Source organism: Nesterenkonia suensis, assembly GCF_054782935.1.
The window spans coordinates 200,613-219,880 of record NZ_BAAGRN010000005.1; the positions used below are offsets into that span (position 1 = coordinate 200,613).

Genomic DNA, 19,268 nt, shown 5'->3' on the forward strand with positions numbered 1-19,268 from the left:
CACGGTTGGAACGGTTCGCACCGTTCGCACGGTTCGTCCACCGGGAAGGCAGTCTCCGAGCCCGATCGCAGACGCGGTCTCCAGACCCAGAGAGGACTCTCATGAGGCACAGGATCGGACTGCTCGGCGGGATGAGCTGGCATTCCACAGAGCAGTACTACCGTGGGATCAACACTGCCGTCGCCGACGCGCGCGGTGGGCACTCCTCCGCCTCGCTGCTCATCGACTCGGTCGACTTCGCTGCGATTCGGGCCCTGCAGATCGAGGAGGACTGGGACGCCGCTGGTGAAGCCCTCGCCGACTCGGCCCGGCGTCTCGTCGCGGGCGGTGCTGACGCAGTGGCCATCGCCACGAACCTGATGCACAAGGTCGCCCCTGCCGTGGAGGCGGCCGTGGAGGTCCCGCTGCTGCACATCGCCGATGCGATCGCCCAGCAGGCCCGCCAACAGCTCCAGGGCCACCAGCGCCGCCCCCTGACCCTCGGCGTCCTCGGCACTGCGCCCACGATGCAGGACACCTTCTATCGCAGTCGGCTCGAGGCGCACGGCATCGACGTCATCATCCCTGACCCGGAGACCTGCTCCCTGCTGCATCGACGCATCTTCTCCGAGCTCACCCTCGGAGACTTCGCCGAGAGGACTCGGGCCGAGTTCATCACCGCGATGAGGGACCTGCGTGACCGTGGCGCCGAGGCCGTCGTGCTCGGCTGCACAGAGATCGGGATCCTCGTGCCGCCGGCCACTGCGCCGGTGCCCGCGCTGGACTCCGTGGACGCGCACGTGGCCGCGCTCAGCAGATTCTGCCTGACCGGCGAGATTCCCGCCGCGCCCGGTCCCCGGCACCCCGCCGAGGCTGCGGCTCCCGAGGAGACTGGATCCCCCGCCGAGGCTCTGGCCCCCGCCGAGGCCGCCCGCGCGCGCGGGTCCAGCGGTGTCCCTGAGAGCTAAGCTGGATCCTGTGACCACCACCAGCTCCGACCCCCGCACCCGCCTGCTGCTCCTCGACTTCGACGGCACCGTCTGCCTGGGCGACGATCCCGTCCTGTCCTATGCCGCCCGGGTGGACGCCACGCTCGCCGAGCGCGGTCAGCCGATCTGGGTGCATGATGCCGTCACCCGTGCCCTGGCCACCGATGATCTGCTCGTCGACGAGATCGCCTACGACGACGCCGGCGCGCCCCTCGGTGTGGAGCAGGAGGTGCGACGGCAGACCACGGCCGAGGAGGTCGCGCACAGCGCCCACCCCGTCTCCTGGCCGGTGCAGGACGGCTATCAGCTCGTCCAACTGCTCGCCCGGCAGGCGGGGCTCAGCGACGTGGAGGCCGGCAGGGCCTTCCTCGGAGGGCGCGAGGATCTGCGCGCTCGAGGTCTGACGTCCACCGACATCCAGGCCCCGGAGGGGCTTGCCGAGCTGCTGGACGAGGTCCGGAGGGCCGCCGTCGTCGTGCTGGTGACCAATGCGCCGGCAGGCGCCTTCGCCCCCTGGCTTGAGGCGCTCGACCTCGTCGGCGCCTTCGATGCCGTCATCAATGACGCCCGCAAGCCGTTGGGCATGCCGGATGCGCTGCGGCGGGCCTGCGCAGTGGAGAACCAGGAGTCCCCGATCGCCCCGGGCCAGGTGCTCTCGGTAGGAGACATCTGGCGCAATGACCTGGAGCCCGTGGGGGATCTCGGTGGGACCACCCTGCTGATCGATCGCTTCCACACCGGACTGGGGGACCCGGACCACCGCGTAGGGAGCTTCATCGAGGCCGCGCAGATCATCCGCACCTGGGCGCGTCAGGAGAACCGGGACAGTGGCTGGGGTGCGCAGACGCTGGCGCGCCCGACGTCGAGCTGACCTGGGCTGATGGCTACTCGGGAGTCATGAGACGTGTCTCACGTCTGCGAAATGGCATGGCTCACGTGGAGCGGCAGAGTGGGTGAACAGTGTGTGACGACTCCTCAAACCTCATTGTTATGGCTTGTGAGGGCCATCTGCGCACTCTAGAGTGTGACCAGAATCAGCCTCCTGCACCGTGATTGAAGAGGGAATCCGCTTATGCGCATGAAGACCACGTCCGCTGTCGCACTGGGAGGCGTGTTCGCGCTCGCCCTGGCCGGCTGCGTCGCCGACACCGATGATGACGGCGGTGCCGAGGAGGCCGGTGGTGAGGCACTCGTCCTCGGTCTGGTCCCCTCTCAGGACATGGACCAGCTCGTCGAGGACGCTGACGCGCTGGCCGAGCTGCTGGCCGAGGAGCTGGACCGCGAAGTGGAGCCCTACATCACCGACAACTACGCCGGGCTGGTCACCGCCATGCAGACCGGGCAGGCCGACATCGGCATGTTCGGCCCCATCGCCCTGGTCCAGGCGATCGACCAGGCCGGTGCCGAGGCCGTGCTGCAGTCGATCCGCTACGGCTCCGACACCTACGTGACCCAGTGGTTCACCAACGACCCGGACACCTATTGTCTGGATGAGCCCGTCATGGCCGAGACCGGCCAGGGTTACGAGATGCTCTTCTGCAACGGCACCGACGCCGCGACGGAGGGCCCCGTCGGCGAGGAAGCCCTGGAGCTCATCGAAGAAGGCGCGACGATCTCCTTCGTGGACGAAGGGTCCGCCTCCGGGTACTACTACCCGGCCACCCAGCTCGAGGTGCTCAACGGGTTCGACCCCTTCAGCGACATCGACGCGCAGTTCGCCGGCGGCCACCCGAACTCCGTGCTCAACGTCTACAGCGGAGAGATCAGCGTCGGGGTCAGCTTCGACGACGCCCGCGAATCGGTCGTCGAGGAGCAGGAGGACGTCGGCGAGGAGGTCGTGGTCTTCGCCTGGAGTGAGGACATCCCCAATGACGGCATCGCCCTGGCCGCCGACCTCAGCGACGAGGAGAGGCAGCAGATCACTGACGGGTTCCTGGCGCTGACTGAGTCCGAGGCCGGTCAGGAGGTCCTCTTCGACGTCTACGAGATCGATGACCTGGTCGAGGCCAACATCGACGCCCTCGACGCCGCCCGCGACGTGGCTGCGAACTTCGGTGAGGACGAGTAGTCCCGACGCACCCGCCCGACCGACTCCATCGTCCGGACATCCCATGATCAGATTCGAGAACGTCGACGTCGTCTATCCTGGCGGATTCCAGGGGCTGAAGGACGTCAGCCTCACCGTGGAGGAAGGGGAGTTCGTCGTCATCGTCGGCCTCTCTGGGGCCGGCAAGTCCACCCTCATCCGCACCATCAATGGGCTGGTGCCCTACACCTCAGGCACGCTGACGGTGGGTGGCGACGTCGTCGACACCAGCTCCCGACGTCGACTGCGCCGCCTGCGCTCCCGGGTGGGGATGATCTTCCAGTCCTTCAACCTGGTCACCCGCATCACGGTGCTCGCCAACGTGCTGGTGGGCCGCTCCTCACAGACCCCTTCCTGGCGCTCGCTGCTGGGCTGGTACCGGGCCGAGGACAAGGAGATCGCCTTCCGCTCGCTGGAGCGGGTGGGGATCGTGGAGAAGGCTTACAATCGTGCCTCCGCCCTCTCGGGTGGGCAGCAGCAGCGAGTCGCCATCGCCAGGGTCCTCGCCCAGGATCCCGAGGTCATTCTGGCCGATGAGCCGGTGGCCTCCCTGGACCCGCCCACGGCGCACAAGGTCCTGCAGGACCTGCGACGGATCAACCGGGAGCTGGGCATCACGACGATTGTGAACCTGCACCATCTGGAGATGGCCCGCCGCTACGCGGACCGGGTGATCGGCATGCGCGGCGGCGAGGTCGTCTTCGACGGCCCGGTGGGGGAGGCCACCGACGCCGCCATCGAAGCGGTCTACCAACGTTCGCTCACCGCCGAGGACACTGTCGAAGGCACTGCTGAGGACACTGCTGAGGACACAGCTGGTGACACAGTTGGTGACACTGCCGCAGACGAGTCGCCGGTGGAGCGTGCGGGCCGTTGACCACCACTGTTCGCCCTGCCGCCTCGGACGGCGCGCCCGGCGCACCCGGCCCCGAACGTCCGGAGAAGCCACGCCCCAGCACCGCGGGCTACCTGGGTCTCGCCGCCGTCGCGGTGCTCCTGGTGCTGTTCTTCCGCTGGACCTCCGGGTCCACACTCGTGCTCGACCTCGGGATCGCCCGGCTGCCGTTGTCCACCAGCATCGGTGCCCTGGTGCTGGCCGGTGTGCTGGCGCTGGGGTGGCGGACCCGCACCGGGACGCTGCCGGTGCTGGGGGTGCTTGCCGTGGTCGGGGTCACCTGGTGGGGAGGCTCCGGCATCGACTTCACTCTGGCCCCGCTGTGGGAGGACGCCCACCGGGCCGAACCGGTGCTGCAGGGGTTCCTGAACCCGAACTGGGGGTTCATCTGGCGGGTCTCGGACGCCTGGCTGGTCACGATCGCAATGGCCGTGGTGGCCACCACGGTGGGCTGCTGCATCGGACTGCTGCTGGCCATGCTCGCGTCGCCGGTCTCGAGCCCGAACACGGGCGTCTCGCAGGTCGTGAAGGCGATGAATTCGGTGATCCGCTCCATCCCGGACATCGGCTACGGGCTGCTCTTCGTCGCGCTGCTGGGCGGCACCGCCGGGGGAGCCGGGCCGATGGCCGGGGTGATGGCGCTGGTGATGTTCAACATCGGCATCATCGCCAAGCTCACCGGTGAGACCATCGACGCCGTGGATCGGGGGCCGCTCGAAGCCGCCGACGCCTCCGGAGCGAACCTGCTGCAGCGGGACCGGATCGCTGTGGTCCCGCAGATCCTGCCCGGCTACCTCTCCTACAGCCTCTACGTCTTCGAGCTGAACATCCGCGCCTCGGTGGTGCTGGGAATCGTCGGCGCCGGAGGCATCGGCTCCACCATCAGCGTGCAGCTCTCCCGGTTCGCCTACGAGAACATCTCCGCGATCATGATCGCCCTGGTGGTCGTGGTGCTGGCCGTGGACTTCCTCTCGCTGACCATCCGCCGGAGGCTGACATGAACGACACCGTCGAACCTGGAGGACAGTCTCGGCCGGCCGTCGGCCCATCAGGCGAGCCCGGTGGGGCCCCGCGCCGCACTCCGGACCTGCTGGACCGGCGTCCGGTGAGGCCCTCCAAGCTCGGGTGGAACCTGGGGCTGCTGGCCTTCGGGATCCTGGTCATCGCCTCGGTCTCCGCCACGGGGGCGAACTTCGCGCGGCTGGCCGAATTCCCGGGCAATTTCGTCACCTACTCCGCCCTGATGGTGCAGGGTGTGTTCCAGCCGCTCACCCCGGAGGTGCAGGCCGCCTGGTCCACCGCCTTCTCCGACATGCTCGAGTCGGTGCAGATCGCTTGGATCGGCACAGTGGTGGGGGCGCTGTTCTCCCTGCCGATGGGGTTCCTGGCCGCACGGAACATGACCCCGCTGCCCATCTATGTGGTGGTCCGGTTCATCCTCTCGGTGATCCGCGCGGTCCCGGAGATCGTCTTCGCGATCGCGGTGATGCTGCCGATCTTCGGACTCGGCCCGCTGGCCGGGGCGCTCGCGCTGGGCGTGAGCTCCATCGGTACGCTGTCGAAGCTGATCTCTGAGGCGATCGAAGGGGTGGACCCCGGCCCGCTGGAGTCCGCCCGCGCCTCAGGGGCCACCAAGCTGCAGATGATCCGCTGGGCGGTGCTGCCGCAGGTGATGCCTGAGGTGATCGCCATCTGGCTCTACCGCTTCGAGGTCAACATCCGGGCCTCGGCCATCCTCGGGGTGCTCGGAGCCGGAGGCATCGGTTCGCTGCTCTCGGCCCTGTTCAACGTGCGTGCCTGGGATCGCATCGGCATCACCCTGGTGGTGATCATCGTGGTCACCATCATCATCGACCAGATCTCGGCCTGGATCCGTCACCGGGTCATCCACGGGGCGCCGCAGAAGCAGGTGAGGGCGTCGGTGTGTGCTGATGACACCGGTGACGGTCCTGTGGTCGGCGTTCCTCCGACCTGAGGGTCCGGAGACCCCGTCGGTGGTTCACCACAGCACAGCGACGGCGGCGGTTCCTGCGGAGATGAGGCTCAGGAGCCACAGGCGGACGTGTGCCTGATCAGGACGCCGGGCCAGATGGACGGTGAGGCCGCCCGCGACGAGCAGCAGGCCCAGCTTCACGGCGATCTTCGTGTGGTCCGCTGACGCCGCATCATCGATCTCTAGCAGCGCCGTCAGCGCCAGCCCGGTGACGAGCTGCAGGGCCGCCGCGGAGAGCAGCAGGCGGCGAACTCCCACGGCGAGGGTCGACCTGGGGGTTCCACCTGCGCCCGGTAGGGCGCCGAGCGGGCTGCCGATGAGCACGGCGAGGCCGAGCAGGTGGGCGAGGATCAGGATGGTGTGGGTCAGTTCCATGAGGTCTCTCCGGTGTCGGTCGGTTCGGGGCGGGACAGTGCGCCGTCACGCATCGTGGCCACGGCGTCGGCCATCGGCACGTACTCGGTGTCGTGGGTGACCATCACGGTGGCCACCTGATGCTCCGCCGTCAGCCTCGCGAGCAGCTGCACCACGGTCAGGGAGCGGTCGTGGTCCAGAGCGGCCGTCGGTTCGTCCACCAGCAGCACCGACGGCGAGCCGATCAGGGCGCGGGCGATGTTGACACGCTGGCGCATTCCTCCGGAGAGCTCATGAGGTCTCCGCCCGGCGGCGTCGGTCAGTCCGACCTCCTCCAACAGGGCGTCGGCCCTGGCCGCGGCCGACCGACGGGCACCTCCCCTCATGTCCTCCGCGATGATGAGCTGCTCACGCGCCGTCAGCGACGGCAGCAGGTTGGGCTGCTGAAAGATCATGCCGATCTCGTCGCGCCGCAGCCGGTCGCGGCCTCGGCGGCTGAGCTGGGCGGCATCGCGTCCGGCGATGCTCACTACGCCGTGCTGAGGCTGGACCAGAGTGGCCGCGACGGCGAGCAGACTGGACTTTCCGGAGCCGGAGGGACCGACGAGGGCGAGCATCTGACCCGCGCCGACGCGGAGCGAAATCTGGTCCAGAGCGGTGAGCGTCCCTGCGCCGTCCGGGTAGGTGAGGGTCACACCGTCCAGCTCGAGGGCCGTCGGCGCGTGTGCGGGGACGGTGTGGGAGCTGGTGTCAGAGGGAACGGCCGATGCCGTCTGGTCTGAGGTGAGTGGCGATGTGGGCATGGGTGCTCCTATGAGGTGGAAGGGCGATGGACAGTGCGGGCGCGGATCAGCTGCCGCCGAGTGCGAGGAGGGGGTCCACCCGGGTGACCCGGCGGACAGCGAGAACGGCGGCGGCGAGCCCGGTGAGGAGGACTCCGGCCGCGGGTGCGAGAGTCGTCAGCATGGTGAGTTCGACAGGCGCCGCCCCGCTGGCGGCGAGACCGCCGGCCCACCCGGCGAGACCACCGACGCTCGCACCGAGAGTGAGCACCACCGCAGCCTGCGCCAGAGCATCGCGCAGTACATAGCCGGTGGAGGCGCCGAGAGCCTTCAGCACCGCGATGTCGCGGGTGCGCTGGACGGTCCATACGGTGAGGAACGCTGCGATCACCAGCCCGGAGATCAGATAGAGCATGACCTGCATCAGCGTCAGGGATCCGTTCTCGGAGGAGTAGGACGCCAGTGCGTCGAAGCTCTCTGTGGGGGTCATGCTCCAGGTGCCGGCGGCGTCATCCACCGCCTGCTCATCGAGGGTCGGGGAGGTCCCATTCTGCGCGGTCACTGCCAGGACGGTGCCGACGGTATCGGGATCGCCACGCGGAGAGAGCTCCTGCCACTGCGTCAGTGCGGTCCACATCACCGGGGTGTGGCTGTACCACTGGGTCGGAGTCACGGCGCTGACCGTGAGCTCCTGGCCGTTGACCGTCACCGGATCGCCGATCGTCAGCCCCAGGTCCTCGCTGATCTCTTCGGAGACCACCGTCTGATCCGCACTCGGCGCCGCCTCGCCGTCTGGCGTCATTCGGGAGTCCTCGGCGAGTCCGAAGACGGCCACTGAGACCGCGTTCCCGGCCTCGGCCGTGGTCTGGCTGATACCCAGCGGCTCCGCGTGGGCCACGCCTTCGGCCTGCTGCCACGCCTCCAGCTGCTCAGCGTCGACGGAGGACTCTGTGTAGCTGGGATCGCGCTCGTCATTCCCGAAGGCGATCCGATCCGCCGGCAGCGAGTCGATCGCGGCGACATTCTGTCGCGCCAGTCCGGAGGTCAGCCCAGTGAGCATCACCAGCAGCAGCGTGATCAGGGCGACCACTGTGCCCATCAGTGCGAAGCGCCCGCGGGCGAAGCGGACTTCGCGAAGTGCCAGATACATCAGGATCTCCGATCATCGTCAGGGTTGTTCCGACCTCGCTGGTCGGTCGGGGCGGAGCGCATCCGCCGTGTCTTCCTCCACTCTCCTTCGCGAGTGCGGGTTCTCCATCGCCTGGGTGGTGGAGCCTCAGCCTCCGAACGGTGGAGGTGCCGGTCAACCGTTCGGTTGATGCCCTGATGTCTTCGCCCGCATACGATGGGGGGATGCTGAGGTCGGACGAGCATCCACGGGCAGAGCGTGGTGTGGTGATCCTGCGCAGCCTGCGCGTAGGTCTGCACACCAGCGTGGCGGTGCTCCTTCTCATCGGGCTCGTCCGGTTGCTGGACGGCCCTCACTCCGTCGAAATCCGCATCACCGGAGCCGCGCTGGCGCTGGTGTTCGCGGCGGTCTATGTGGCCGGCACGCTCGTGGAACGGCGCGTCTCGGAGTCGAGCATGTCGGCGTCGTCGAGCGCCGGACCTCTGCGGACGGCCTCAGCGCTCGGACAGGGCGGCACGCTGGTGTGGCTGTTCGTGGTCACCGGCCTGTGGGGCGGGCTGCTGGCCGTCAGCGCAGACTTCGCCTGGGTCGCCTTCCCGCTGTTCTTCCTGCACCTGCACCTGCTGCGCATCCCATGGGCCGTCGTCGCCGTCGCGGGTCTCACGGCTGCCGTCGTCCTCGCGCTCTGGAACCAGCCCGGAGGAGACCATCCCGCCACGGTGATCGGACCGATCATCGGAGCCGTCTGTGCCGGGCTGATGGCGCAGGCCTACCGAATCATGGATCAGGAGAACCGCGCGCTTCGGGAGACGATGGCAGACCTGCAGCGCGCTCGCCAGGAACTGGTCGCCGCCCAGCGGGAGGCGGGCGCGCTCGTTGAGCGGGAGCGGCTGGCCCGTGAGATCCATGACACGCTCGCCCAGGGGCTGGCGAGCATCGTCCTGATGAGTCGTGCCGCAGGTTCCAATCTCGACTCAGGCTCCGTTGCGCAGGCCCGGGACCAGTTGAGCACGGTGGTGCGCACCGCAGGGGAGAACCTGGATGAGGCTCGACGCTTCGTCGCCGTGCTGCAGTCCGGTGAGCAGCAGGATCCGGGCCTCCTCGACGAGCTGAGCCGTGCCTGCCGACAGATCGAAGCGCAGGCCGCCGCACAGGGACAGGGCTTGCGGTGTCGACTACGCGTCAGCGGAGGGCCCCGATCCGTCGCGGGAGGCCAGGCGATGCTGGTGCTGCGGGCCGTGCAGGCGAGCCTGGCCAATGTGTTGAAGCATGCACAGGCCGACACTGCCGCCGTCACTCTGACGTTCCTGCAGGACGCCTTGCTCGTCGACGTCGTCGACGACGGCGTGGGGTTCGATCCGCAGGAGACGGCTCAGGCGCGCAGCGTCGCCGGGCCAGGGGGCCCGGCGGGCACCGGCGTCGGGCTCGCCGCATTGCGAGACCGTCTGGCGATCCAGGGTGGCCAACTGCATGTGGAATCTGCCCTCGGGGAGGGGACGGCGGTGTCCATTCGCATCCCGTTGGAACAGCAGACCGAGGAGTCTCAGCAGGAGGCGACGCGATGAGTCGGGAGATGCGGAACCATGGTGCCGAGGATGGCGATCAGCTCTGTGAGGGACTCAGAGCTGTGTTGGTCGATGACCACCCGGTGGTCCGAGCCGGCCTGCGCGCGATGCTCGGTGAGGATCCCGGGATCCGAGTGGTGGCTGAAGCGGCGGACGGGAAGGCGGCCCTCGACGTCGTCGCACGGCTCATCGCGGAGAGGCACACACCCGACCTGGTGCTGATGGACATTCAGATGGGAGAGGGCATGGACGGCGTCGCGGCGACTCGTCGGTTGCGGCAGCAGTGTCCGAACGTTCCGGTGCTGATCCTGACGACCTACGACACGGAAGCCGATATCCTTGCCGCAGTGGAGGCGGGGGCGAGCGGATACATGCTCAAGGACGCCGCTCCGGAGGAGATCCATCGGGCGGTCCATGACGCTGCGGCGGGACGCACCGCCCTGGCCCCTGCTGTCGCCGCCCGGCTGATGGGCAGAATGCGGGATGAGAGCACGTCGCTGAGCACACGTGAGGTGGAGCTTCTCGAGCTGCTGGCCACAGGGCTGTCCAACCAGCAGATCGCGCGACAGCTGTTCATCTCGGTGGCCACCGTGAAGACTCATCTGGTGCACATCTACCAGAAGCTCGGGGCGGACAATCGGACAGCCGCGGTGCGGGAGGCGTCAGCGCGGGGAATCATCCGCGCGTGAGGGTGGATCAGCCGCGTAGGATGGCGGCCATGAGTATCGTCGGACGCAACCTGATGGAGCCGGAGCCCACGTTGCTGCCGGCTGAGCCCGAGGTCACCGAATCCCTCGCGGATGGCCAGGAACCTGTAGATCTCGCGGCGCAGCACCCTACGTCGTCGCTGGTGTGGGCGCTTTTGGCCGAGGAGGCCCTGTCCCAGGGGTACACCGTGGAGGGCTACGCCTATGCCCGAGTGGGGTATCACCGGGGGCTGGACGCGCTGCGCGGCTCCGGCTGGCGGGGCTCCGGGCCGGTGCCCTGGTCCCATGAGTCCAACCGGGGTTTCCTCCGGGCGCTCGCCGCCTTGGGGCAGGCTGCGGCTGCGATCGGGGAGACCGAGGAGGTCCACCGCATCTCGACGTTCCTGAACGACTGCGATCCCACTGCCCGGGAGCAGATCGCCGCCCTGCAGAGCTGAGGTGCCGGACGGAGAAGGGGAGGGCGAGCGCCAAGCTCGCCCTCCCCTTCGTCGTCGGGCGGGGCAGGCGGCCGAGAGCGCAGGGGTCTTCCCAGCGCGCGATCCTCAGACTATGGTGTGATCCGGGACACGTATTACTCGTAAGTCACACCGGTGAGTAATCAGTGTCCCTCCACTGATCACCCACCGAAGAGAAGCCCGATGATCCCACCTGAGACTCCCCGCAGACCCGATCACCGCCCCCGTCACCATGGCCCCTGCCGCCGCAGCGGCACCTGCAGCCAGGCACCCCTGGAGCCACCAGCCACGGGGAAACGGGGCAGGCGCTCCCGCCGGCTGGCTCAGGGGGCAGGGGCGGCAGTCTCCGCTGCGGCACTGGTGCTGACAGTGATGCCCGCCGCCTCCGCCACCCCGGAGGAGCCCTCGGACCTCGCTGTGGAGGAGGAGCTGGGCGAGCTGGAGCAGCTGCTGCAGGAACGTCACACCGACGGCGCCGGGCCGGAGGATCTCGACGCCGCCGATGTCCCGGATGACGTCTCGCTCGAGGAAGCGGAGGAAGTCCTGGAGGCCTCCGATGAGCTCACGGCAGAGGATCTGCGCTACGCCGCGGCCGCCGAGGAGCTGGCCGCCTCCACGGACTCGGACTTCTACACCACCCCGGCCACCCTGCCCGAGCAGGACGGAGCGCTGATCCGGCAGGAGCCGAGCACCTTCTACCTGGACCCGGTCGGGCTGATCGAGCATGACGCCGCCGTCACCCGGATCATGTACCGCACCACCGATGCCAACGGGGAGGCGCGGGCCGCCGTCGCCACGGTGCTGGAGCCGAGCCGCAGCGGCCAGGATCCGCAGCGGCCGCTGGTGGTCCACGCGCCGGGCACCCAGGGGTTGGGGGACCAGTGCGCGCCCAGCCGTCAGCTGGCCGCCGGCACCGAGTATGAAGGGCTGGGCATCGCTGCGACGCTGGAGGCGGGCTACGCCGTCGTCGTGCCGGACTACATCGGGCTGGGCACCGAAGGTGCGCACACCTACATGAACCGGGTGGACCAGGCCCACGCCGTGCTCGACGCCGCCCGGGCGGCCCAGCAGGCCGAGGGAGTGGACCTGGGGGAGGAGAACCCCGTCCACATCCGCGGCTACTCCCAGGGTGGAGGCGCCTCGGCCGCGGCCCTGGAGATCGCCCAGGAGTGGGCGCCGGAGCTGAACCTGATCTCGGGCGCGGCCGGGGCTGTCCCCGCCGACCTGTTCGAGGTGGCGGACATGATCGACAGCAGCCTCTACAACGCGTTCCTCCTCTTCGCCCTCGGCGGGCTGGTGGAGTCCGAGGGGCTGGACCCGGCGGAGTTCCTCAACGATGAGGGGCTGGCACGCCTGGAGCAGGCCTCAGGTCAGTGCACGATCTCCGCGCTGATCAGCCACATGTTCGTCGACACCTCCACGCTCACAGTGGACGGGCGGGGCTTCACCGAGCTGATCCAGGACGAGCCGTTCGCTTCGGCGCTGGCCGAGCAGCGCATCGGTCAGGGACGATCCCCGGACGTGCCGGTGCAGGTCAATCACAGCCTGCTCGATGATGTGATCCCCTATCGCACCGGACGCGGGCTGGCCCAGCGGTGGTGTGCAGAGGGCGCGCGTGTGGCCTTCGAATCGAATGTCGCACCGACCCATGTGGGCGGCTACGTGGCCGGAATGCCGGGGGTGGCCCTGTTCACCTCGCTGACGCTGAACGGGTGGAGCACGGCGAACAGCTGCTGGCGCCTCTGAGGTGAACCGCCGTGCCTGCGGGCTCCGCCCTCTACAATGAGCGGGGCCCGCACACGCGTGGAGAGGACGAGGGTGGCCAAGCTCTATTTCCGCTACGGAGCGATGAACTCCGGCAAGTCCACCGGTCTGCTCCAGGCGGCCTACAACTATGAGGAGCGCGGCCAGCGTGTGCTGCTGGCCAAACCGGAGCTGGACACCAAGGGGGCTGATGAGATCGTCTCCCGGCTCGGGGTCACCCGTGAGGTGGACTTTCTGGTCCCCACGGAGGCGAACCTGCGCGAGCTGTTCGCCCAGCACGCCGAGGGCAGCACCCCGGGGACGTTGTTGGACGGCGTCGACGCCGCGGACTCCCGGGCGCTGCGCCGCGGAGTGAAACCGGTGGCCTGCCTGCTGGTGGATGAGGCCCAGTTCTTCACCGAGGAGCAGATCGACGATCTGCTGCGCATCGCGGTGCTCGACGAGGTCCCGGTCCTCGCCTATGGGATCCGCACGGACTTCCGTACCCGTTCCTTCCCCGGCTCGGCCCGGCTGATGGACATCGCCCATTCGTTGGAGGAGCTGAAGACCATCTGCCGCTGCGGTGCCAAGGCGGTGTTCAACACCCGCCGGGCGGGGGAGCGGATCCTCTTCGACGGCGACCAGGTCGCCATCGACGGTGAGGACGTCTGGTACGAATCACTGTGCGCGGCCTGCTACCTGGAGGCCTCGGGCGGTCGGCTGGGCTGATCGCGCCACAGCGGTGCCCACCTGGTGCAGTGATCGCCGCACCTCTGGACGGGTGCGGGACCGCCTGCGAGGCTGAGCCCATGGATCTGACACAGTACTGGGACGGCTGGGAGCCGATCGTCCACACCCTGGTGACGGTGGTGGCCGGCTACCTGGCTCTGTTGGTGATGCTGCGCCTCTCGGGGCCGCGCACGATGGCGTCGATGACGCCCTTGGACTTCATCGTGGCGGTGACCATCGGGTCGGCCTTCGGACGCACGTTGACCGCTGTGGATGTGCCGCTGGCGCAGACGGTGCTGACTCTTGCGCTGCTGATCCTGCTGCAGTGGTTGCTCGCCTGGGTGCGGGGGCGCTCGCCGCGGGTCCGCCGCCTGTTGGACTCTCCGCCGGTGCTGATCCACTATCAGGGGGAGTTTCAGCGTCGGGCGATGCGCAGACACCAGCTGGTGGAGGAGGATGTGCACACCGCGGTGCGCAAGTCCGGGGCCGGGTCGCTGGAGGGTGTTGCGGCTGTGGTGTTGCAGCAGGACGGTGACCTCGGGGTGATCGCCGAGGGGCAGTTGGGGGACGGGTCGAGCCTGCGGCCCTTCGCCGAGGGTGACGACGGCGGCCCGCCCGTTGGTCCGCGCAGCTGACGTCGACGGCGTCACCGGTCTGTCACATCGGCGTTGATAGACTTGCCGTCGGTGTCGTCGGCGCAAGGAGACGGCATTGACGTCGAGACGTCCTGCGCGTATCCGCGGGACCGCTGAAGGAGCGACATGCCAGCCATTGTGATCGTCGGTGCCCAGTGGGGAGACGAGGGGAAGGGCAAGGCGACTGACCTGCTCGGCTCACGCGTCGACTATGTGGTCAAGCCCAACGGCGGCAACAACGCCGGCCATACGGTGGTCGTCGGTGGGGAGAAGTTCGAGCTGAAGCTGCTGCCGGCCGGGATCCTCTCCCCGAATGCGGTGCCGGTGATCGGCAACGGCGTGGTGGTGAACCTGGAGGCGCTGTTCGAGGAGATCGACGGCCTCGAGGCCCGCGGTGCGGACACCTCCCGGTTGCGGATCTCCGCCAACGCGCATCTGGTGGCGCCCTATCACCAGACCATGGACAAGGTGACCGAAAGGTTCCTGGGCAAGCGTGCGATCGGCACCACGGGGCGTGGCATCGGCCCGACCTACATGGACAAAGTGGGGCGGCTCGGCATCCGGGTCCAGGACATCTTCGACGAGTCGATCCTGCGGCAGAAGATCGACGGCGCGCTGCGACAGAAGAACGAACTGCTGATCAAGCTCTACAACCGGCGCTCCATCACTGTGGATGAGATCGCCGAGTACTTCCTCTCCTTCGCGGAGCGACTGCGGCCCATGGTGGTGGACACCACGATTCTGCTCAATGACGCGCTGGATGAGGGTGACGTGGTGCTGATGGAGGGTGGCCAGGCCACCTATCTCGACGTCGACCACGGCACCTACCCGTTCGTGACGTCGTCGAACCCGACGGCCGGCGGGGCGTCGGTGGGCTCCGGCATCGGGCCGACGCGGATCAACCGGTCGATCGGCGTGATCAAGGCCTACACCACCCGTGTGGGGGCGGGGCCGTTCCCCACGGAGCTGTTCGACGAGTGGGGCGAGTTCCTGCAGAAGACCGGCGGTGAGTTCGGAGTGAACACCGGCCGTCCGCGCCGGTGCGGCTGGTATGACGCGGTGATGGCGCGTCACGCCTCCCGCATCAACGGCTTCACCGACTACTTCCTGACCAAGCTGGACGTGTTGACCGGTATCGAGCGGATCCCGGTCTGTGTGGCCTACGACGTCGATGGTGTCCGGCATGATGAGATGCCGATGACTCAGACGGCGTTCCATCATGCGAAGCCGATCTTCGAGCACTTCGACGGCTGGACGGAGGACATCTCCGGTGCACGGAGCCTGGACGAGCTGCCGACCAATGCGCGGGACTATGTGCTGGCGCTGGAGAAGATGAGCGGCACCCGGATCTCGGGGGTGGGAGTCGGGCCTGGCCGTGATGAGGTCATCGCGGTCAGGGATCTGATCGACTGATCTCTCCGGGCCCCCGGGTTCCCGGGGTGGGCTCGTCAGATGTGTGCGACGACGGCGGCTCCCGAGGGGCCGCCGTCGTCGTGTCTGTGCCGATTTCGTGACCGAGGGGCGGTCCGGAGCGACGACGGAGTGACTCGCTCGTGATTACTGGCGAGTAGTTATTGCGATTGTGTGAAAGTTTCTCACAGGGTGTTCGAGATATCTGTCGACATTCTGTTCGATGCGACTAAATCGTGAAGCCTCGATGAACAGGTGCTCTCGGCGACCCTTGGGTGGGTGACGTGGAGTTTCATCACAGCTGGTCAGCCGATGGTGACGCGATTTGGTTCCAGTCGGCGGGCGCCGCGAGCCTGCGTAGATGAACAGCGCCTGGGAAATCTATGGCAGTAGCCTGGAGGGTGTGCTACGTTTGCTGACGGTTGCGTGACTCTCGTCATGCCCATACAAAGTTGAAATTACTGCGCGGCCACGATCATCACATTTCGGTGACGTGTTACCTCTTGGGGCTAGCGCGGATCAGCACAAGGCACAACAGGGAGACTTCCATGGGGAAGCCATTAGTTGCACCAGAACATCGACAAGGGCCGCCACCACGCGGACTGCTGAAGCGCTGTGCTTCGGCAGTCACTGCGACCATGGTGGCCGCAGGACTGGCATTGACTGGCGCAGCGCCGGCCAATGCCGCACCCAGCGACGTCTCCGAGGGATTGGGTAAGTTCCTCGGAGGCCAGGCGGCAGGGATCACCCTCGACGACATCGCCGAGATCAACGGTGCGTTCGCTGAGAACCCGAGCGGTGACCACCCGCTCGTGACCAACCCGCTGGGCGCTGAAGTGCTCAACGCCATCAGTGTGGACCTGGGCGACTCGCTCCAGCTCCTCGGCCCGAACGGCGTCATCCAGGTGGGTGCCGTCAACCAGTACGCCGAGGCCCAGGACAACGGAGACGCCCGCGCGGCCTCCGGCGCCGTCAGTGACCAGGGCGCGATCTCCGTCGGTGGCTCCGATCAGTTCCCGTCCGACGCCTCCATCGACCTGAGCGAACTCCTGACTCGGGTCAGTGGCGACGCGTCCGAGGATCTGATCAGCGATCTGAGCCTCACGGTGGGTGCGCTGTCCTCCAACATCGGGCAGATCGGCGGCAGCGAGCCCGTCTCCGACTACCAGATCGCTGGCGCGACGCTGAACCTCGAGAGCCCCGCCATCGGCGCGATCTACACGTCCCTGCTGGAGACTGTGGAGGAGCTGCAGGGCGGGCTTGACGGGCTCTCGGGCTCGATCTCTGACCTGTTGGACTCGGAGCTGAACCTGGGGCTCATCAACCTGAGCACGGACGTGGACTTCACTCCGCCGAACCTCTCCGAGCTGCTGCCGGCCGACGTGGTCGGTGAGAGCAGCGGTGTGACCGTTGACCTCACCGACGGTGCGGTCACGGTGGACCTGGAGACGCTGCTCGCAGCCAACCCGGAGCTGCCGAACCTCAACGACATGCCGGCGAACTCCGAGCTGCTCAGCGGCCCGGTCGTCGCGGCCATCGCAGATGGCATCACCCAGGCAGTGACCGACGTCGTGACGGAGATCGTCACCAACATCGAGGACACCGTTCGGGCCACTGCTCTCGCGGTGGACGTCAGCCTCAGCATCCCGCTGGCCGGCAGTGTCACCATTGCACTAGACACCAACCTCGGCGACCTCCTTGACGGCACCGTCGAAGACGGTCTCACGGTGGACTCTGATGGTGCGATCGGTCAGATCCTGTCGCTGCTCGGTATCGACAGTGTTGGAGAGCTCGGCGATCTGGTGCTGAACCTCGTCGGCGGGCTCGTGGGCGATGCCCTCGGCGAACTTGCTGACCTGGAGACGTTGATCGACAGCATCACTGGACCGCTGGCGACTGAGGTCGTCGGTCCCGTACTGGACATCGTCACCCAGGTGGCCTCCTTCACCGTGAACGCTCAGCCGGAGGTCGGCGACCTCGGCGAGGGCTCTTCCACGGTGCGTGCGCTGCAGGTCAGCCTGATCCCTGCGGCTGGTCCGCTGGCCCAGGTGAACCTGGCGTCCTCGACCGTGCGCGGTACTGAGGCTGCGGTCATCGATCCGGCTCTGTCGGTGGATCCGGACACTGTTGCTCCGGGTGGGTCGACGGACATCGTGGGGACGGGGTACACCCCGGACTCGACGGTGGACATCGTGATCACGGACGAGGGTGACGAGGTCATCGGCACGATCGAGGGCGTTGAGACGGATTCTGAGGGTGGTTTCACCACTGAGTGGACTGTTCCTGAGGGTACCGAGGCTGGCGACCTGATGGTTGTCGGTACTGATGTCACCACTGGTGAGGCTGCTGAGGCAGTGCTGACGGTGACCGAGGGTGACGACGATGATGATGCTGTCATCGATCCGGCGCTGTCGGTTGACCCGGAGGAGGTTGCTCCGGGTGGGTCGACCACGGTTGAGGGTTCGGGGTACACCCCGGACTCGACGGTGACGGTGGAGATCACTGACTCTGAGGACGAGGTCATCGAGACCATCCCTGGTGTGGAGACTGACTCTGAGGGTGGTTTCACCACTGAGTGGACGGTTCCTGAGGGTACTGACCCGGGTGAGTTGACGGTCGTCGGTACGGATGACACCACTGGTGAGGATGCTTCGGCGACTCTGACGGTGACTGATGATGAGGCGGTCATCGATCCGGCTCTGTCGGTGGATCCGGACACTGTTGCTCCGGGTGAGTCGACGGACATCGTGGGCACGGGGTACACCCCGGACTCGACGGTGAACATCGTGATCACCGACTCCGAGGGCATTGTCATCGACAGCATCCCTGGTGTGGAGACGGACTCTGAGGGTGGCTTCACTCAGGAGTGGACTGTTCCTGAGGGCACGGAGCCTGGCGACCTCACGGTTGTTGGTACTGATGACACCACTGGTGAGCCTGCTGAGGCAGTGCTGACGGTGATTGATGATGAGGCGGACATTGATCCGGCTCTGAGCGTCGACCCGGACACTGTTGCTCCGGGCGAGTCGACCGACATCGAGGGTACGGGGTACACCCCGGACTCGACGGTGAACATCGTGATCACCGACTCCGAGGGCATTGTCATCGACAGCATCCCTGGTGTGGAGACGGACTCTGAGGGTGGCTTCACTCAGGAGTGGACTGTTCCTGAGGGCACGGAGCCTGGCGACCTCACGGTTGTTGGTACTGATGACACCACTGGTGAGTCTGACGAGGCTGTTCTGACCGTCACTGAGGAGGAAGGCACCGAGGAAGGCACCGAGGAAGGCACCGAGGAAGGCACCGAGGAAGGCACCGACTACGACCCGTCGGTCACCGTTGACCCGGACACCGTGCAGCCCGGTGACGACATCACGGTCGAGGGCGACGGCTTCGTGCCGGACTCCACGGTCACCGTGGTCATCACCGACTCGGACGGCGACACCATCGACACCATCGAGGGCGTCGAGGTGGACTCGGACGGCAGCTTCACCGTGGACTGGACCGTGCCTGAGGGTACTGATCCCGGCGTGCTGACCGTCACGGCCACCGACGACGAGGGCAACTCGGCCTCTGACACGGTGACCGTGGCCAAGCCAGCTGCTGCCGGTGAGGACGGAACCGGGACGAAGGACCCCGGAAAGCCCGGTGACGATGGCAAGCCTGGCGTTGGCAAGCCCGGCGACGACCTGGCCTCCACCGGCGTCTCCGGCGCCTTCGGCCTGGGTCTCCTGGCCCTGCTGCTGGTAGTGGTCGGCTCCGGTGTGGTCGCGTTCACCAAGGTGCGCCGCACCAGCTGAGCAGTCATGAGCTGACC

General features: G+C 67.5%; 17 protein-coding genes. 14 read left to right on the forward strand and 3 right to left on the reverse strand.

The annotated features are described in order from the left end of the window. Positions 1-101 precede the first annotated feature (101 nt). From ACYVKI_RS07435 to phnE (ACYVKI_RS07460), 6 genes are all read left to right on the forward strand, one after another. A complete protein-coding gene (locus ACYVKI_RS07435; RefSeq protein WP_460689709.1) occupies positions 102-947 on the forward strand; it encodes an aspartate/glutamate racemase family protein in 846 nt (281 codons plus the stop codon). Between the two features lie 10 nt (positions 948-957). Next, positions 958-1,839: an HAD family hydrolase gene (locus ACYVKI_RS07440; RefSeq protein ID WP_460689710.1), complete on the forward strand. Its 882-nt coding sequence runs from the start codon at positions 958-960 to the stop codon at positions 1,837-1,839. Between the two features lie 207 nt (positions 1,840-2,046). Continuing rightward, entirely contained in the window at positions 2,047-3,036 is a 990-nt protein-coding gene (gene phnD / locus ACYVKI_RS07445; protein ID WP_460689711.1) for a phosphate/phosphite/phosphonate ABC transporter substrate-binding protein, read from the forward strand. 43 nt (positions 3,037-3,079) lie between these two features. Beyond that, complete coding sequence (gene phnC / locus ACYVKI_RS07450) at positions 3,080-3,931, forward strand: phosphonate ABC transporter ATP-binding protein (RefSeq protein WP_460689712.1); 852 nt, start codon at positions 3,080-3,082, stop codon at positions 3,929-3,931. Then, positions 3,928-4,950 (forward strand): phosphonate ABC transporter, permease protein PhnE, encoded by a 1,023-nt coding sequence (gene phnE, locus ACYVKI_RS07455; RefSeq protein ID WP_460689713.1) that lies wholly within the window; start codon positions 3,928-3,930, stop codon positions 4,948-4,950. The genes phnC and phnE (ACYVKI_RS07455) overlap by 4 nt, the downstream gene beginning before the upstream one ends. Next, positions 4,947-5,924 carry a phosphonate ABC transporter, permease protein PhnE gene (gene phnE / locus ACYVKI_RS07460; RefSeq protein WP_460689714.1) on the forward strand — a complete coding sequence of 326 codons (978 nt, stop codon included), beginning with the start codon at positions 4,947-4,949 and terminating at the stop codon, positions 5,922-5,924. The genes phnE (ACYVKI_RS07455) and phnE (ACYVKI_RS07460) overlap by 4 nt, the downstream gene beginning before the upstream one ends. Positions 5,925-5,948: 24 nt before the next feature. Here phnE (ACYVKI_RS07460) and ACYVKI_RS07465 read toward each other — a convergent pair whose 3' ends face one another. Genes ACYVKI_RS07465 through ACYVKI_RS07475 form a run of 3 tightly spaced genes read right to left on the reverse strand, consistent with a single transcriptional unit; the run spans position 5,949 to position 8,228 of the window. After that, positions 5,949-6,317: a hypothetical protein gene (locus ACYVKI_RS07465; protein WP_460689715.1), complete on the reverse strand. Its 369-nt coding sequence runs from the start codon at positions 6,315-6,317 to the stop codon at positions 5,949-5,951. Further along, the gene (locus tag ACYVKI_RS07470) at positions 6,308-7,099 is read right to left on the reverse strand and encodes an ABC transporter ATP-binding protein (RefSeq protein WP_460689716.1); all 792 of its coding nucleotides are present in this window, start codon (positions 7,097-7,099) and stop codon (positions 6,308-6,310) included. The genes ACYVKI_RS07465 and ACYVKI_RS07470 overlap by 10 nt, the downstream gene beginning before the upstream one ends. A gap of 46 nt (positions 7,100-7,145) precedes the next feature. Then, positions 7,146-8,228 (reverse strand): ABC transporter permease, encoded by a 1,083-nt coding sequence (locus tag ACYVKI_RS07475; protein ID WP_460689717.1) that lies wholly within the window; start codon positions 8,226-8,228, stop codon positions 7,146-7,148. 203 nt (positions 8,229-8,431) lie between these two features. On the opposite strand from ACYVKI_RS07475, the gene ACYVKI_RS07480 reads away from it, so the two are divergent. From ACYVKI_RS07480 to ACYVKI_RS07515, 8 genes are all read left to right on the forward strand, one after another. After that, positions 8,432-9,772, forward strand: coding sequence for a sensor histidine kinase (locus tag ACYVKI_RS07480; protein WP_460689718.1), 1,341 nt, complete (start codon positions 8,432-8,434; stop codon positions 9,770-9,772). Between the two features lie 8 nt (positions 9,773-9,780). After that, a complete protein-coding gene (locus ACYVKI_RS07485) occupies positions 9,781-10,461 on the forward strand; it encodes a response regulator (protein ID WP_460689743.1) in 681 nt (226 codons plus the stop codon). 29 nt (positions 10,462-10,490) lie between these two features. After that, entirely contained in the window at positions 10,491-10,916 is a 426-nt protein-coding gene (locus tag ACYVKI_RS07490) for a DUF3151 domain-containing protein (protein ID WP_460689719.1), read from the forward strand. Between the two features lie 378 nt (positions 10,917-11,294). Then, positions 11,295-12,680 (forward strand): lipase family protein, encoded by a 1,386-nt coding sequence (locus ACYVKI_RS07495; protein ID WP_460689720.1) that lies wholly within the window; start codon positions 11,295-11,297, stop codon positions 12,678-12,680. A 72-nt stretch (positions 12,681-12,752) separates the two neighbouring features. After that, entirely contained in the window at positions 12,753-13,406 is a 654-nt protein-coding gene (locus tag ACYVKI_RS07500; RefSeq protein ID WP_460689721.1) for a thymidine kinase, read from the forward strand. A gap of 80 nt (positions 13,407-13,486) precedes the next feature. Further along, positions 13,487-14,041 carry a DUF421 domain-containing protein gene (locus ACYVKI_RS07505; protein ID WP_460689722.1) on the forward strand — a complete coding sequence of 185 codons (555 nt, stop codon included), beginning with the start codon at positions 13,487-13,489 and terminating at the stop codon, positions 14,039-14,041. 126 nt (positions 14,042-14,167) lie between these two features. Continuing rightward, a complete protein-coding gene (locus tag ACYVKI_RS07510) occupies positions 14,168-15,454 on the forward strand; it encodes an adenylosuccinate synthase (RefSeq protein ID WP_460689723.1) in 1,287 nt (428 codons plus the stop codon). Positions 15,455-16,110: 656 nt separating this feature from the next. Next, positions 16,111-19,251 carry a choice-of-anchor G family protein gene (locus tag ACYVKI_RS07515; RefSeq protein ID WP_460689724.1) on the forward strand — a complete coding sequence of 1,047 codons (3,141 nt, stop codon included), beginning with the start codon at positions 16,111-16,113 and terminating at the stop codon, positions 19,249-19,251. The last annotated feature ends 17 nt before the right edge of the window (positions 19,252-19,268 follow it).